The organism is Massilia sp. BSC265 (assembly GCF_000740675.1).
Classification (GTDB): domain Bacteria; phylum Pseudomonadota; class Gammaproteobacteria; order Burkholderiales; family Burkholderiaceae_D; genus Telluria.
On record NZ_JPXI01000033.1, the window covers coordinates 439,585 to 453,336 of the forward strand.

General features: G+C 65.7%; 11 protein-coding genes. 2 read left to right on the plus strand and 9 right to left on the minus strand.

Annotated features, from left to right (window positions below):
• From truA to MA09_RS14200, 9 genes are all read right to left on the minus strand, one after another.
• Nucleotides 1-801: a tRNA pseudouridine(38-40) synthase TruA gene (gene truA / locus MA09_RS14165; protein WP_036249525.1), complete on the minus strand. Its 801-nt coding sequence runs from the start codon at nucleotides 799-801 to the stop codon at nucleotides 1-3.
• Nucleotides 798-3,923 carry a FimV/HubP family polar landmark protein gene (locus MA09_RS14170; RefSeq protein ID WP_081897593.1) on the minus strand — a complete coding sequence of 1,042 codons (3,126 nt, stop codon included), beginning with the start codon at nucleotides 3,921-3,923 and terminating at the stop codon, nucleotides 798-800. Before MA09_RS14170 ends, truA begins: the two co-directional genes overlap by 4 nt.
• A 308-nt stretch (nucleotides 3,924-4,231) precedes the next feature.
• Nucleotides 4,232-5,359, minus strand: coding sequence for an aspartate-semialdehyde dehydrogenase (gene asd, locus MA09_RS14175; RefSeq protein ID WP_081897594.1), 1,128 nt, complete (start codon nucleotides 5,357-5,359; stop codon nucleotides 4,232-4,234).
• A 24-nt stretch (nucleotides 5,360-5,383) separates the two neighbouring features.
• A complete protein-coding gene (leuB, locus tag MA09_RS14180; RefSeq protein WP_036249533.1) occupies nucleotides 5,384-6,454 on the minus strand; it encodes a 3-isopropylmalate dehydrogenase in 1,071 nt (356 codons plus the stop codon).
• 10 nt (nucleotides 6,455-6,464) lie between these two features.
• The gene (gene leuD / locus MA09_RS14185; RefSeq protein WP_036249535.1) at nucleotides 6,465-7,112 is read right to left on the minus strand and encodes a 3-isopropylmalate dehydratase small subunit; all 648 of its coding nucleotides are present in this window, start codon (nucleotides 7,110-7,112) and stop codon (nucleotides 6,465-6,467) included.
• Nucleotides 7,113-7,137: 25 nt separating this feature from the next.
• Nucleotides 7,138-7,263, minus strand: coding sequence for an entericidin A/B family lipoprotein (locus MA09_RS24635; protein WP_152594657.1), 126 nt, complete (start codon nucleotides 7,261-7,263; stop codon nucleotides 7,138-7,140).
• Between the two features lie 57 nt (nucleotides 7,264-7,320).
• Nucleotides 7,321-8,721: a 3-isopropylmalate dehydratase large subunit gene (gene leuC / locus MA09_RS14190; protein WP_036249538.1), complete on the minus strand. Its 1,401-nt coding sequence runs from the start codon at nucleotides 8,719-8,721 to the stop codon at nucleotides 7,321-7,323.
• Nucleotides 8,722-8,977: 256 nt separating this feature from the next.
• Nucleotides 8,978-10,861: a chemotaxis protein CheA gene (locus MA09_RS14195; protein WP_036249540.1), complete on the minus strand. Its 1,884-nt coding sequence runs from the start codon at nucleotides 10,859-10,861 to the stop codon at nucleotides 8,978-8,980.
• Nucleotides 10,861-11,739, minus strand: coding sequence for a protein phosphatase CheZ (locus MA09_RS14200; RefSeq protein WP_036249543.1), 879 nt, complete (start codon nucleotides 11,737-11,739; stop codon nucleotides 10,861-10,863). Before MA09_RS14200 ends, MA09_RS14195 begins: the two co-directional genes overlap by 1 nt.
• 391 nt (nucleotides 11,740-12,130) lie before the next feature.
• On the opposite strand from MA09_RS14200, the gene MA09_RS14205 reads away from it, so the two are divergent.
• Both MA09_RS14205 and MA09_RS14210 read left to right on the plus strand, forming a co-directional pair.
• Entirely contained in the window at nucleotides 12,131-12,598 is a 468-nt protein-coding gene (locus MA09_RS14205; RefSeq protein WP_036249546.1) for a universal stress protein, read from the plus strand.
• A gap of 96 nt (nucleotides 12,599-12,694) precedes the next feature.
• Nucleotides 12,695-13,339, plus strand: a complete 645-nt coding sequence (locus tag MA09_RS14210; RefSeq protein ID WP_036249548.1) for a response regulator transcription factor — start codon at nucleotides 12,695-12,697, stop codon at nucleotides 13,337-13,339.
• The last annotated feature ends 413 nt before the right edge of the window (nucleotides 13,340-13,752 follow it).

The window sequence follows — 13,752 nt, forward strand, 5'->3', positions numbered from 1 at the left end:
TTACAGCCACGGCAGCGGATGCGCAGGCTCCTGCGGCAATCCCCACTTGGGATCGTAATCGATTTTGGCCAGGTACAGGCCATCGGGCATGAAGGTGGGCGCGGCAACGTCGCGCGAGCGGCTCTCCAGCACTTCCTTCATCCAGGCCGGCTCGTTGCGGCCCGTGCCCACATAGATGAGCGAGCCGACGATATTGCGCACCATGTGATGCAGGAAGGCGCTGGCCCGCACCGTGAACACGAGCACGTCGCCGTAGCGCTCGATGCTCACCTCGTGCATCTGCTTCACCGGCGAATTGGCCTGGCAGCCCGAGGCCCGGAAGGCCGAGAAATCGTGCTCGCCGATCAGGTACCGGCCAGCTTCAACCATGCGCTCCACGTCCAGCGGACGGAACACCCACCCTGCCCGGCCGGCCAGCAGCGCCGACGGGTTCGGGTGGTTGTAGAGCACGTAGTGATAGGTGCGCGAGCGCGCCGAGAAGCGCGCGTGGAATTCGTTGCCGTCGGGGTCGGGCGCCACCTCGTGCGCCCAGCGCACCACGATCGAGTCGGGCAGGAAGGCGTTCACGCCGCGCACCCAGCTCTGCATGGCGCGGTCGAGCTCCGTGTCGAAGTGGACCACCTGCTCGATGCCGTGCACGCCGGCATCGGTGCGGCCGGCGCAGGTGGTGCCAAGCGGCGTGCAGGCGAACTTCTCGAGGGCGATCTCGAGCTGGTCCTGGACCGTGTTGCGTGCCGGCTGCTTCTGGTAGCCGTTCCAGGTGGTGCCTACATACTGGACACCCAGTGCGATGCGCCTCACGCGAGCAGGGAGCGCATTGCGCTGGCCTTGCTCACCTGTTCGCTGCTGCCACCCTTGATGACTTCATCGAGCAGCTCGCGCGCACCTTCCTTGTCGCCGATTTCCTGGTAGGCGATCGCGAGATCGAGCTTGGTTTCCATTTCCATGTATTCCGGCGACATCGCTGCCGGCGCGAGCGCCTCGCCGGGCACCGGCAGGTCGGCGTTCGCGACCGCAGGCTGCTCGAAGGACGGCAGGTCGAGGTCGATGTCGGCCAGGTCGAAGTTCGGCTCCACCGGTGCCGCGGCAGGCGCGGCGGCAGTCGGCGCAATCGCCGGGACCTCGTCCAGCGCGAACGGGTCGTCGCCAGTGGACGGGATGTCGAAGGGCATCGCTTCGCTGTCCGCCGGGCTGGCTGCTTCCTGCGGCGCGTCGAATTCGAAGGGCTCGACCGGTGCCGGGGTCAGGGTTGGCGCAGCGGCCTGTTCGGCCGGGCTGCCGAAGTCCATGGTGTCGAGGTCGAACAGCGGGTCGTCCGTGCCGAGCGACACGGCCGACACCGGTGCGGCGATGGCCGGCACCTCGTCGCGGAACGGGGTGGCGTCGGCCACGGCAGCAGGCGCCGCCGGGGTGGGCGGCAGGCCGAAGTCCATGGTGTCGAGGTCGAACAGCGGGTCCGCTTCGGCGCCCGCAGCCGAGGAGGCGGCCGTCGCGGCAAGCGCAGGCACCTCGTCTTCCGCCACCGCGGGCAGCGGCGGCAGGTCGAATTCGGCGGCCAGCCCGGCCATGTCCACGTCCGATCCCGGCACAGCCGCTGCCGCCTCGGGCTGCGCGGCGGTTTCCGGCTCGCCGAAGCTCATGTCGAAGGCCAGGTCGAAGGGCTCCTCGCCGGCGGGCGCAGGGGCCGCGGTGACGTCGGCCGGAGGCTCGGTGATCGACGAATCATCGAGCGGGTCCAGTGCGAAGTCGAGGTCCGGCACGGCGGTTTCATCCAGGGCGGCATCATGGCCGGGGCCGGCCATGGCGATCGGTTCGGTGCTGGCGACCGGCTCGAAGGTCAGGCCGCCAAGGTCGAAGTCGAGCGAGTTGGCATCAAGGCGCTGCTCGGCTGCCGCAGTAGCGTCGGCCACCGGCACGGCGGTCGTGTCCTGCTGTTCGTCGTGGTCCATCGCGGCATAGGCCGCGCCTGCGCCGAGCGCTGCCGCAGTTGCCGGTGCCGAAGCGCCGCGGAACGACGCTTCGAGCTGCTGCGACAGCAGCGACTGCTGGTCGCGCTCCTGCGGGCTCGGGGCCGGCGTGACCGGCGCGGCGCCGGTGGCGCTGGCATACAAGGGATTGCTCGGGTCGATGCTCAGGCCGAGCGCGGCGGCCTGTGCCCACTCGTCGCCGTGGCCGCGCGTCAGGCTGTACAGCTCGCTGGCCTGGGTCTCGAAGGCACGCAGGTCCTTGCGGGCCGCGTAGATCTCGAGCAGCTTCAGGCGCACCGCATGGCGCTCCGGATGGGTGCGCAGCGCTTCCTTCAGGATCTCTTCGGCCTGGGCATCGCGGCCGTAGGCGATATAGACGTCGGCTTCCGCGACCGGATCGACTTCATTGGTGTCGAGCTGCGAAGCCGAGGGAGCGAAGCTGGAATTGAATACGCTGTTGCTGGTGTCGACGCTCTGGCCGCCCGCTTCCGCGAACAGCGAATGCGCGGCCTGGGTCGGCACGCCCAGCACCGAGGGTTCGGCGACGACGGCCTTGGCGCCGTCCCCCTTCTTCCTGCGGCGCTGCGAGATGCCCAGCGCGCCCAGCAGCAGGATGGCGGCGCCGGCGGCAAGGTAGTTGATGTTGTCCATCAGCGTGTCGGCGAAGCTCTTCTCCACGAGCTTGGGCTCGGCCGGCGTGACCGGGTCGGCCTTCGGGACCGGCTTGGCTGCCGGAGCCGCGGACGCGCCGGCGGCAACGCCGGCTGCGGCACCTGCGACGCCCGCCGCGGCGGCATTCTGCACCTCGCTGCCGGAACGGCTCTTCACCGTCATCAGCTGTTCGAGCTCATTGACGTTCTTCTCGAGTTCCTTCACGCGGGCCTGGGCCTGCTCCAGCTCGCGCTCGCGCGCAATGGTGTCTTCGGCACTTGCCTTATTACCATCGCCCTGCGCGCCAGCCGCCGCCTGGATGGCTTTCGACAGGCGCAGCTGGTCCTGCGATTCGTTGGCCGCGGTCGGGCGTTCCTCGACCTTGGCAGTGATTCTGCCGGCCGCGCTCTGGCCGGCCTGCGGGGTACGCTGCGGGGCGGCATTGGCGACCTGCCCTGCCAGCTTGTTGCGGTAGGCATTGAAGTCGGCCGCGTGCGCAACCACGATGCCGCGCGCCTCGGCGTCGCCGGTGCCACGCATGGCACTCGAATCGGGCACCGACAGGATCTGGCCCGACTTCAAGCGATTCATGTTGTTGCCGATGAAGGCGTCCGGGTTGGCGCGGTACAAGGCCACCAGCATCATGTCGAGCGAGATGTCCGCGGGCTTGAGTTTGGCGGCGATCTTGCCCAGGGTGTCGCCCTGGCGCACGCGGTAGCTGGACGGGGTATCGATCGCGGCGGCGGGCGCGGGCGCAGCGGCGCGCGGCGCCGGAGCCTGCTGCGGCTGTTGCGCCGCCGGCGCTGCCGGCTGTGGTGCAAGCGGGCGCGACTGTGCAGCCGGAGCAGCCGCCTGGGCCGCTGCCGGACGCGTCTCGGCCGCCACCTGGGCCGGCTGGGTGTTGCGCAGTTCGGCCGGATCGAGCAGGAAGGTGTACTCGCGTACCAGGCGGCCGTTATTCCACGACAGCTCGAGGAGCATGTCCACGAAGGGCTCGTTCAGCGGCTGGGTCGAGGTGACGCGGATGAACTGGCGCCCCGCGCGCTGCTCGACATTGAAGCGCAGCGACAGCAGGGCCGGGTTGAATTCGATGTTGGCCGCACGGAAGGCTTCAGGCGAGGCCAGTTTCACTGCCATGTTCGATGCATCTTCGCCGGCGGTCGTCGTCAGTTCGATTTCGGCACGCAGCGGCTGGCCGAGCGCCGACAGCACCGTCAGTTTCCCGAGGCCGGCAGCTTGGGCAGCGGGCGACAGGAGCACGGCGCTGGCGACGGCTGCGGTGACTGCTTTCAGCGCAAACGCCATAAGCGGAGGACGGTGTTGAAAATGCATAATGGGCAATGGATGGTTAAACCTAAGGAAGTTGGCCAGAGGAAAGACAATTCCCGGGAGTCTCAACATATCATCATGCTCTGGAGCATGCAAGCTCCCCGCGCACAAGGATGGCGCGGCGACAGAGGATGTGTGGCCAGAATGACCGATGCGGAGTGAAATTGATAGCGTTTGATTACAAGCGCTTGGCAATTTTATAGTGGTCGTGGCAAGGCTGGCAACACGGTGCGGCGACTGAATCGCCCGCGGGAGGACGGCATGGCCGACCTCCCTGCAAGGACTTACTTATCGAGGACGATACGCAGCATGCGGCGCAGCGGCTCGGCGGCGCCCCACAGCAGCTGGTCGCCCACGGTGAAGGCCGACAGGTAATCGTTACCCATCGACATCTTGCGCAGGCGGCCCACCGGAATGGTCAGGCTGCCGGTCACGGCGGCCGGCGACAGCTCGCGCATCGAGGCTTCGCGGGTGTTCGGCACCAGCTTCACCCACTGGTTGTGCGAGGCGATGATGTCATTGATCTCATCCAGCGGCACGTCCTTGGCCAGCTTGATGGTCAGTGCCTGCGAATGGCAGCGCATCGCACCGATGCGCACGCACAGGCCGTCCACCGGGATGGCCCTGGTACCGAAACCTTCGCCGCGGCCCAGGATCTTGTTGGTCTCGGCGCCTGCCTTCCACTCTTCCTTCGACTGGCCGTTGCCCAGGTCCTTGTCGATCCAGGGGATCAGGTTGCCGGCCAGCGGCACGCCGAACTGCTTGGTCTCCTCGGCGCTCAGGCCATGCTGGGTCGCCAGCACGGTGCGGTCGATCTCGAGGATGGCCGAAGCCGGATCGTCCAGCAGCGGCTTGACCGACTGGTTGATGGTGCCAAACTGGGTCAGCAGCTCGCGCATGTGCTGGGCGCCCCCGCCCGATGCCGCCTGGTAGGTCATGGAGGTCATCCACTCGACCAGGCCCCGCTCGAACAGGCCGCCCAGGCCGATCAGCATGCAGGACACGGTGCAGTTGCCGCCAATGAAATTCTTCACGCCGCGCGACATGGCGTTCTTGATGACGTCCTTGTTCACCGGATCCAGCACGATGACGGCGTCGTCGTTCATGCGCAGGGTCGATGCGGCGTCGATCCAGTAGCCGTTCCAGCCGCTCGCGCGCAGCTTTGGAAACACCTCGGTGGTGTAGTCGCCGCCCTGGCACGAGATGATGATCTCGCACTTCGACAGCTCGGCGATGTCCGTCGCGCTCTTGAGCAGGGTTTCGTTTTTCGCCATCTTAGGCGCGGCGCCGCCCGGGTTGGAGGTGGTGAAGAACACCGGCTCGATGTGGTCGAAATCGCCCTCTTCCTGCATGCGCTGCATGAGGACCGAACCCACCATGCCGCGCCAACCTACCAGGCCTACTAATTTCATTATTTTTCCCTTGGATAGTTCAAATTATTGGAGGGCTGCAACTACGGCATTGCCCATCTCTTCGGTACCGACCTTGCTGGTACCTGCTTCGTAAATGTCGGGGGTGCGCAGCCCCTGGGCCAGCACGCGCTTGACCGCGTTCTCGATACGGTCGGCCTGCTCCGTCCGGCCGAAGGTAAAGCGCAGCATCATCGCGGCCGACAGGATGGTCGCCAGCGGATTGGCCACGCCCTGGCCGGCGATGTCCGGCGCCGAGCCGTGCGAGGGCTCGTACAGCCCCTTGTTGTTCGCATCGAGCGAGGCCGAGGGCAGCATGCCGATCGAGCCGGTCAGCATGGCGGCGGCATCCGACAGGATGTCGCCGAACATGTTACCAGTAACGATGACATCGAACTTCTTCGGCGCCCGCACCAGCTGCATGGCCGCGTTGTCGACGTACATGTGTTCGAGCTCGACGTCCGGGTATTCCTTGTGGACGTCGGTAACGATATCGCGCCAGAACTGGAAGGTCTCGAGGACATTCGCCTTGTCGACACTGGTGACGCGGCGGTCGCGCTTGCGCGCCGCCCCGAATGCCACGTGGGCGATGCGGCGGATTTCGCCTTCGGCGTAGCGCATGGTGTCGAAGCCTTCGCGCTGGCCCGCAAACGGCCCGTCGGGGCATTCGCGCACGCCGCGCGGCTTGCCGAAATAGATGTCGCCGGTGAGCTCGCGGATGATCAGGATGTCGAGGCCGGAGACGACCTCGGGTTTGAGCGTGGAGGCGCCTGCAAGTTCCGGATACAGGATGGCCGGGCGCAGGTTGGCGAACAGGCCGAGCTCCTTGCGCAGGCCGAGGATGGCCTGCTCCGGGCGCAGCGCGCGCTCGAGCGTGTCGTATTGGTAATCGCCGACGGCGCCGAACAGCACTGCGTCGGCCTGCTTGGCCAGCTTCAGGGTGCCTTCCGGCAGCGGGTGGCCGTGGGCCGCGTAGCCGGCGCCCCCGACCTGGGCGGTTTCCATTTCAAACGGTTCGCCCAGCGCGTCCAGGACCTTGACCGCCTGGTCCATGATTTCCGGGCCGATGCCGTCACCCGGCAGGATTGCGATTTTCATGCGGTCTCTCTCAAATCGTGTTGGCCAGCCAGGGCTGGGCGGCCAGGTGGCGTTGTTCGAAGCCGCGGATCTCGTCGGCGTGGCGCAGGGTCAGGCCGATGTCGTCCAGGCCGTTGAGCAGGCAGTACTTGCGGAAGTCGTCGATGGCGAAGCCGTACGACAGGCTGCCGTCGGCGGAACTGATGCGCTGCTGTTCCAGGTCCACCGTCAGCTTGAAGCCCGGGTTCGCCTCCACCGCCTTGAACAGGCCGTCCACCGCTTCTTCGGACAGCACGATCGGCAGCAGGCCGCTCTTGTAGCAGTTGTTGAAGAAGATGTCGGCGAAGCTCGGCGCCACGATGGCGCGGAAGCCGTACTGCTGCAGGGCCCAGGGCGCATGCTCGCGCGAGGAGCCGCAGCCGAAGTTCTTGCGCGCCAGCAGGATCGAGGCGCCCGCATAGCGCGACTGGTTGAGCACGAAATCCGGGTTGACCGGACGGGTGCTGCAGTCCTGGCCCGGCTCGCCGTGGTCCAGGTAGCGCCACTCGTCGAATAGATTGGGGCCGAAGCCGGTGCGGCGGATCGATTTCAGGAATTGCTTCGGAATGATGGCATCGGTGTCGACGTTGGCGCGGTCGAGCGGCGCCACCAGTCCTTCGTGTACGGTGAATTTATCCATGGTCGCTCCGGCTCCTGATGAATTGTTATTTGCCGCCGGCGCTGGTGACGACCTGGCCGACCTTCTGCACGTCCTTGCCGATGCCCGAGATGGTGTTGCAGCCGGTGAGGACGAATGCTGCGGCGAGTGCGAGGGCGATTGCTTTTTTCATGATGTTCCTGTTTCGGTATGACGGATAAAGCGGCTTGTTCAAGAGTTCATTAACGTTTCAGAGTGCGCGTACGTCGACAAAATGGCCGGCGATGCCTGCCGCCGCCGCCATCGCGGGCGACACCAGGTGGGTGCGGCCGCCCTGTCCCTGGCGTCCCTCGAAGTTGCGGTTCGAGGTCGAGGCGCAGCGCTCGCCCGGAGCCAGGCGGTCGGCGTTCATGGCAAGGCACATCGAGCAGCCCGGCTCGCGCCACTCGAAGCCGGCTTCCGTGAAGATGCGGTCCAGGCCTTCGCGCTCGGCCTGTTCCTTGACCAGGCCCGACCCCGGCACCACCATCGCCAGCTTGACGTTGGGCGCGCGCTGGCGGCCGCGCACGACGCTTGCTGCGGCGCGCAGGTCTTCGATGCGCGAGTTGGTGCAGGAGCCGATGAAGACCTTGTCGATCCGGATCTGCTCGATCGGGGTATTCGGCGCCAGGTCCATGTAGGCCAGGGCCTTCTCGATGGCGCCACGGCGCACGGGGTCGCTCTCTTCGCGCGGATCAGGCACGCGGCCGTCGACCGAGGTCACCATCTCGGGCGAGGTGCCCCAGGTAACCTGGGGACGGATCTCCGCCGCATCGAGCCTGACGACGGTGTCGAAAGCAGCGCCTTCGTCCGAGTGCAGGGTGCGCCAGTAGGCGACGGCCTGCTCCCACTGCTCCCCCTTGGGCGAGAACGGGCGGCCCTTCACGTAGTCGATGGTGGTGTCGTCCACCGCGACCATGCCGGCGCGCGCGCCCGCTTCGATCGCCATGTTGCAGACCGTCATGCGGCCTTCCATCGACAGGGCGCGGATGGTCGAGCCGCCGAATTCGATGGCATAGCCGGTGCCGCCGGCGGTGCCGATTTTGCCGATCACGGCCAGCACGATGTCCTTGGCGGTCACGCCCGGCGGCAGTTCGCCGTCGACCTGCACCAGCATCGACTTCGACTTCTTGGCCAGCAGGGTTTGCGTGGCCAGCACGTGCTCGACTTCCGAGGTGCCGATGCCGTGCGCCAGGCAGCCGAAGGCGCCATGGGTGGAGGTGTGCGAGTCGCCGCAGACCACCGTCATGCCGGGCAGCGTGGCGCCCTGCTCCGGGCCGATCACGTGGACGATGCCCTGGCGTTTGTCGTTCATGTCGAAGTAGGTGAGACCGAAGCTCTTCGCATTGGCGTCCAGGGTCTCGACCTGCAGGCGTGAGGTCGGGTCGGCGATGCCGTGGGCGCGGTCGGTGGTCGGCACGTTGTGGTCGGCCACCGCCAGGTTCGCGGCCGTGCGCCATAGCCCGCGGCCGGCCTCGCGCAGGCCCTCGAAGGCTTGCGGGCTGGTGACTTCGTGCACCAGGTGGCGGTCGATGTAGAGGACGGTGGTGCCATCGGCGTCGGCACGCACGACATGGGAATCCCAGAGTTTGTCGTAGAGCGTTTTTTGCATGGTCTATCCGGTGAAGGCGGTACCCCAAGGAATGGCGAAGCGCGGGGACGGTTTTTGATTATGCCATAATTGTGCACTGCCGCACCAAGCGGGGGCAACGCATTTTTCTGCTAAGGAATAAAAATAAAAGCAAATGTTATTTGCATAGACAACTCAGCATGCAAATAAAAAAAGCCTGAGCAGGCTTGCTCAGGCTTTTGTATGCGCTTTTGTCACAGAGCGGTCATTGGACCGCTTTGCGCACTGCAGTAACTACTTACGCGGCCAAACGGACCGTGGAGCGGCAGCCATCCATCAGGAAGGACAGTCCCACCACCAGCACCAGTTCGCCTTCGGCCGAACGCGCGGTGCCGGTGATGCCCTCGACCGACAGCGCGGTCATCGGCTTGATCACCAGGTCGGCCGTGCCGTCCACCGCTTCCACCGCCAGGATATACGGCTGCGGGGCGTTGATGACGATGCCGACGCGTTCCGAGCAGGCTTCGTAGCCCAGGGCGAGGGCCAGCGAACGCACCGGCAGCGGGCGACCCTGGTCCTTCAGCACCGGCGCGCCGCCGACGCACTGGAACTCTTCCGGCAACTCGACCACGCGCTCGACGACGGCCATCGGCAGCGCCAGCGAGGCGCTGGAGGTCGACACCAGCATGGTCGGCACGATCGACAGTTCGATCGGCAGGCGAATCGCGAAGCGCGTGCCCTGGCCGAGCTGCGATTCGATGCGGATCGCGCCACGGTTCTTCTCGACCGCCGTCTTGACCACATCCATGCCCACGCCGCGGCCGGAGACCGAGGAAGCCACCTCCTTGGTCGAGAAGCCGGGCAGGAACACCAGCTGGTAGGCGTCGTCGTCGTTCGGGGCGCCGTTCTCGCCGATCAGGCCCTTGTCGATCGCCTTGCGGCGCAGCCTGACGGGGTCCATGCCCTTGCCGTCGTCCTGCAGCACGATCATGACGCTGTTGGCTTCCTGCCATGCCTTCAGCAGGATGAAGGCCTTGGCAGGCTTGCCGGCGGCGATGCGTTCTTCCGGCGACTCGACACCATGGTCGAGTGCGTTGCGCAGCATGTGTACCAGCGGGTCGTACAGGCTGTCCACCACGACGCGGTCGACTTCGGTCTCGGCGCCTTCGATGGTCAGCTCGACGTCCTTGCCGAGGTCCTTGGCCAGCTCGCGCACCAGGCGCGGGAACTTCTGGAACAGGCGGCCGACCGGCTGCATGCGGGTCGCCAGCGTGGCGCGCTGCAGTTCGGCCGAGTAGCGCGAGGCGCGCTCCAGGGTCTCGGTGAGCGTTGCCATCAGGGCGGCGGCCGGGCCTTCGAACTTGAACTGCTGCAGGCGTTCGAGCAGCACGGCGGCCTGGTTCGCGGCCTGCACCGATTCACCCGCCACTTCCAGCAGCGCGTCCAGCTTGACCGCATCGATACGGATGCTTTCGTCCTTGGCCGGGGCTGCGGCGGCGCGCGCATCGGCGACCTTGTCGTTCTGGCGCCGATCGACGCCGTCCCAGCCGCCCTGCTTGGCGGCCGGTGCGGCTTCGGCCGGGACAGCGGCGGCAACCGGCGCAGCCGCGGCCGCCGCTGCGGGCGCCGATCCTGCGGCGATCGCGGCGCTGGCCGGCACCACGGCGTTGTACATGCCGACCCAGTCGAGGCCATCGTCACCTGGGCCCGGCGCCGCGGCAGCGGCGGCAGGCTCGACGGCGACTGGCGCAGGCGCGGGCGCAGCCACCGGCGCGGCGGGCGCGGCGCTCGGTGCGCCCTTGCCTTCGATCGCGTCCGTCAGGATGCGCTCGAGGGCGGCCGGCATCTGCGCCAGGCCTTCCGGCGGCGTGCCGTTGTTCAGGTCATTGAGCTGGTCGGCCACGAAACCCGACGCTTCGAGTGCGGCCTCGATCGCCAGCGGTGTCACCGGCGCCTGTCCGGTGCGCAGGGCGTCGAACAGGTTCTCGGTCAGGTGGCAGGCCGCGACCAGCGCGGGCAGGCCCATGAAGCCGGCGCCGCCCTTGATCGTGTGGAAGGAGCGGAACACCGCATTCAGTGTTTCCTTGTTGTCCGGATCGCGTTCGAGGCGCAGCAAATGTTCTTCAACATTTACCGCAAGGTCCATCGCCTCGACGACGAAGTCCTTGAGCATATCGTCCATTAGAACCCCAGATCGGCCAAAAGATCGTCAACGCTATCCTGGTTCAGTGCCGACTCCGGCACCGACGGACCCTGCATCAGCGGCGCAGGCGCGGGCGGCGACGGCACCTCCTTCTTCGCCAGCTTTTCCTTCAGGTCGGCCGGAGCGTGGTCGCGCAGCAGCTGCGCCAGCTCGTTCTCCACCGTCTGGGTGATCTTGACCACTTTCTTGATCAGCTGGCCGGTGATGTCCTGGAAGTCCTGGGCCATCATGATTTCGAGCAGGCGCGCCTTCTCGGCTTCGGTCGCTTCGTTCACGGCGGTGGCGAACTGGCGCGAATCGCCGGCCAGGGCCTTGAATTCATCCAGGCTGAGCTTGCCCGAGAACAGGTCGGCCCAGCGGGTCTCCATGTCCTTGGCCTGCTTCGACAGCAGGTCCTGGGCCGGCATGCCGTCGTCCAGGGTGTTGAGCACCTTGTTGGCGGCCTGCTCGGTCAGGGTAGCGACATATTCCAGGCGGTCCTGGGCGTCGACGATGGCCGAGGAAGCCTCGGTCAGCGCCTTGTCGTAGCCGAGCTCGCGCAGCGAATCGTGCAGCAGGCGCACGATGCCGCCGAGGCGCTCGAACATCGCGTGTTCGCCGTCGCTGGTCGCGGGCGGCAGGGCCGGCGCGGCGGCCACCGGGGCGGCAACGGCGGCAACCGGAGCGGCAGCGGCAGGTGCGCTCGCCGCCGAGACCTGGTCGAACAGGGAGTCGAGGTCGTCTTCGTCTGCGGCAACGGTGGCGGCAGCGACGGCAGGTGCCGGCTCGGCCGCCGGCGCAGGGGCAGCCGGAGCGCTGGCGCGCTGGGCCGCCACTTCCTCGAATAATGCGTCGAAATCGTCAGCGGCGTCGGTCATAATCCCTGCTTCTCCATGGTGTATTAGTTCGCAATGAGCGTTGCATTCGGTGTGATTACTGCAACCATCCGGTGCGCACGGGCGGCAATGCCGGTTGGTTCAAGGTTTGCATGCGAGTGTAGCAGCGTAGTTGCCACAGGTAAATCTCATCGGCAGAGACACAACAAAATGGACAGCGAAACTTAATTCCGCGACAATTAAACAGCACGGTTCCTGAATGTTTACACAAGGGAGGTGTTGTTTTTCGTAACTCGACGGGTCTGCTTGTCATCGTATCCCTCTTGCCGGAAAATAAGAGCCCGAAGTTTGATCGAGCTCAACAGTTTGCGTTCTTGCAATCGCCGCCGCGCCCGGTACGCCCCAGAATGGCGTGGCCATTGGAGGAGTCACCATGTACCGCAAAATCCTGATCACCACCGACGGCTCGGCCGTGTCGCAGCATACGGCCTGCGCCGGCGTCAAATTCGCGCAACAGATGGGCGCCGAGGTGCTGGCGCTGTTCGTCGCTCCCGAGTATCAGTATCCCGTGTACGTGGAAATCATCCCCCCCTCCTACCCGAGCGAAGAAGAATATATCGCGCAGATGCGCCGCATGGGCGAGGAGTACATGGGCAAGATCATGCGGTCCTGCGCCGGCGCGGGCCTGAAGCACGGCTGCATGACCGCGTTTTCCGATACTGCGGCCCTGAAAATCGTCGACGTCGCCGAGCAGGAAGGCTGCGACCTCATCTTCATGGGATCGCACGGCCGCAGCGGCTGGGGCCAGCTGTTGCTTGGCAGCGTCACCAACAAGGTGTTGTCGCACACGACCAAGCCAGTGCTGGTGCACCGCCTGATCAGTGAGCCTGTACCCGCCTGAAAAGGAAGCCCGCGTGAAGAAAGAACGACAAATGCCGGCGCCGTCCTGTGTTAGCCTGAACCGGTCATCGTCGCTTTCACCAAGAAGGATGGTTTTATGATTCGCATCGTCATTGCCGACGACCACACGATCATGCGCGAAGGACTCAAGCGCATCCTCGATGGGGCGCCGGATATCGAGATCGCCGGAGAAGCGACCAACGGCTTCGAAGTGCTGGCTCAGGTGCGTCAGGGCGGATTCGACCTGCTGCTGCTCGACCTGTCGATGCCGGGCCGCAGCGGTGTCGACCTGATCCGCCAGGTGCGCAGCGAGGCGCCCAAGCTGGCGATCCTGATCCTCACCATGCACGAGGAAGAACAGTACGCGGTGCGGGCGATCCGCGCCGGCGCCCAGGGCTACCTCACCAAGGAGAGCGCGGGCACCCAGCTGGTCGGCGCGATCCGCAAGGTGGCCTCGGGACGTCCTTATATCAGTACCGAGGTGGCCGAGCAGCTGGCGCTGAATATCATGGCGCCGAACGAACAGTTGTTGCATAAACAGCTATCCGACCGTGAATTCGAGGTGTTTTCGCTTCTCGTCGGCGGGAAATCGATCACCGAGATCGCCAACAACCTGCACCTGTCGGTCAAGACGGTCAGTACCCACAAGACCCGCATCATGCAGAAGATGGGCATGACCTCGCTGTCCGAAATGGTGCAGTACGCCGTGGCGCACCGGCTCTTGTCACCGATGAAGGCCTAGGATCAAGAAGAATTAGACACACTGGCGGCGATTTTGTGCCGCCAGTTGCCCCTCCCAGGGGGGCATCCTCCCCGTCCCCGCACTGCCCCTCCTCCTACAACGCCTTCCCGGCTCTTCCCTCTGTCGTTCAACATTGTCGGTCGGATTATTCCTACAGGTCTGTCAGCCTTCCTACCTACATATTCAGCCATCGCTGATATCCGTGCCGGACTCGTGTTGGCATACTGAATCCAGCGTTTCGACTTGCTTGCGATCCAAGTCCCAGCGTGAGCCAACCTGCAGCAAGGTTCTGCTCTAGCCCCGGTTGCTTGCTCCGCCCTGTGGTCGCCGCCTGAAACCTTGAGTCTTTCACCTGGAGATGAGTATGCAGTCCTAGCCAACGTCAGAACAACGCAACGTCACCCAGCCGACCC

Excerpts from the sequence above, each read along its gene's own strand:
- MA09_RS14170 (WP_081897593.1), bottom strand. The coding sequence starts at position 3,923 with ATGGCGTTTGCGCTGAAAGCAGTCACCGCAGCCGTCGCCAGCGCCGTG.
- asd (WP_081897594.1), bottom strand. The coding sequence starts at position 5,359 with ATGAAATTAGTAGGCCTGGTAGGTTGGCGCGGCATGGTGGGTTCGGTC.
- leuB (WP_036249533.1), bottom strand. The coding sequence starts at position 6,454 with ATGAAAATCGCAATCCTGCCGGGTGACGGCATCGGCCCGGAAATCATG.
- leuD (WP_036249535.1), bottom strand. The coding sequence starts at position 7,112 with ATGGATAAATTCACCGTACACGAAGGACTGGTGGCGCCGCTCGACCGC.
- MA09_RS24635 (WP_152594657.1), bottom strand. The coding sequence starts at position 7,263 with ATGAAAAAAGCAATCGCCCTCGCACTCGCCGCAGCATTCGTCCTCACC.
- leuC (WP_036249538.1), bottom strand. The coding sequence starts at position 8,721 with ATGCAAAAAACGCTCTACGACAAACTCTGGGATTCCCATGTCGTGCGT.
- MA09_RS14195 (WP_036249540.1), bottom strand. The coding sequence starts at position 10,861 with ATGGACGATATGCTCAAGGACTTCGTCGTCGAGGCGATGGACCTTGCG.
- MA09_RS14200 (WP_036249543.1), bottom strand. The coding sequence starts at position 11,739 with ATGACCGACGCCGCTGACGATTTCGACGCATTATTCGAGGAAGTGGCG.
- MA09_RS14205 (WP_036249546.1), top strand. The coding sequence starts at position 12,131 with ATGTACCGCAAAATCCTGATCACCACCGACGGCTCGGCCGTGTCGCAG.
- MA09_RS14210 (WP_036249548.1), top strand. The coding sequence starts at position 12,695 with ATGATTCGCATCGTCATTGCCGACGACCACACGATCATGCGCGAAGGA.